1 protein-coding gene is annotated in these 913 nt (G+C 47.1%); it reads left to right on the top strand.

Annotation, left to right across the window (positions count from 1 at the left end; genetic code table 11):
• Nucleotides 1–913, top strand: a 913-nt coding sequence (locus ACYVEA_RS34565; protein ID WP_461117913.1) for a sensor histidine kinase, incomplete at both ends; no start/stop codon positions are given.

The raw sequence follows: 913 nt of genomic DNA, 5'->3' as shown, positions 1-913 counted from the left end.
CAATGGTTTTGGGCTTGGCAATTATAGTTACAAACGCATTCTCATTGTGGTTCCCCCGCGCTGGTACGAAACCTGGTGGATGCGACTCATCATGATCCTGCTGGCACTCACGGTTATTTGGGGGGTGATTCGACTTCGATTTCGGTATATCATTCGGGAAAATCAGAAGCTGGAACAAGTGATTGCCAGTCGAACCAACCAGTTGAAAGAGTCGGAGCAGGCATTGAGCCGTCAACTGCACCTGCAATCCCGACTGATGGCCTCCATCACCCATGATATTCAATCCCCCTTACAGTTCTTAGCCTATACATCCCGACGGGCCCATGGGCTGTTGGCCAATATGAATAATAGTGCTTTATCCCGGATCATGGAGATGATTGCCAGTACCAGCGAAACGACTCATGACCTTTTAAAAGAACTACTGACCTATACCAAGACAAAAGTGTATGAAGATCGAAAGGAGCTTGGCCCTATCGACTTATACGATTTAGTCAAAAACCGAGCTGAAGTTTTCCGTAGTATGTTCGTGGCGAACCACAACACGTTCGTCAATGATGTCCCAGAAGACTTCCTGATCAGTTCAGATCATCATTTGCTGGGTATCATTATTCACAATTTGATTGACAATGCGGCTAAATACACCCAGCAAGGTCAGATACGGGTGTTTGTTGGTTACGTCAATCATCAGCCCCAGTTGATTATCGCCAACCCGGGTAGGGCAATGGCACCCCAAACGATCGCTTGGTTCAACAGAGGCTATGATGAACAGGAAAGCGTAACGAAGCTATTGGCAACGAATAAAAACGGGGCAGGCCTACTGATTGTGAAAGAAATGGCGGCCATGATTAATGTTAGGCTTTACGTCGAGCAAACGGACATCACCGCCTTTCACCTGGTTTTTAGTGGGGAGCAT

The organism is Spirosoma jeollabukense (genome assembly GCF_054777855.1).
Note: the sequence above shows the minus strand (reverse complement) of the source record. Positions and strands in the feature narration are given on the sequence as shown.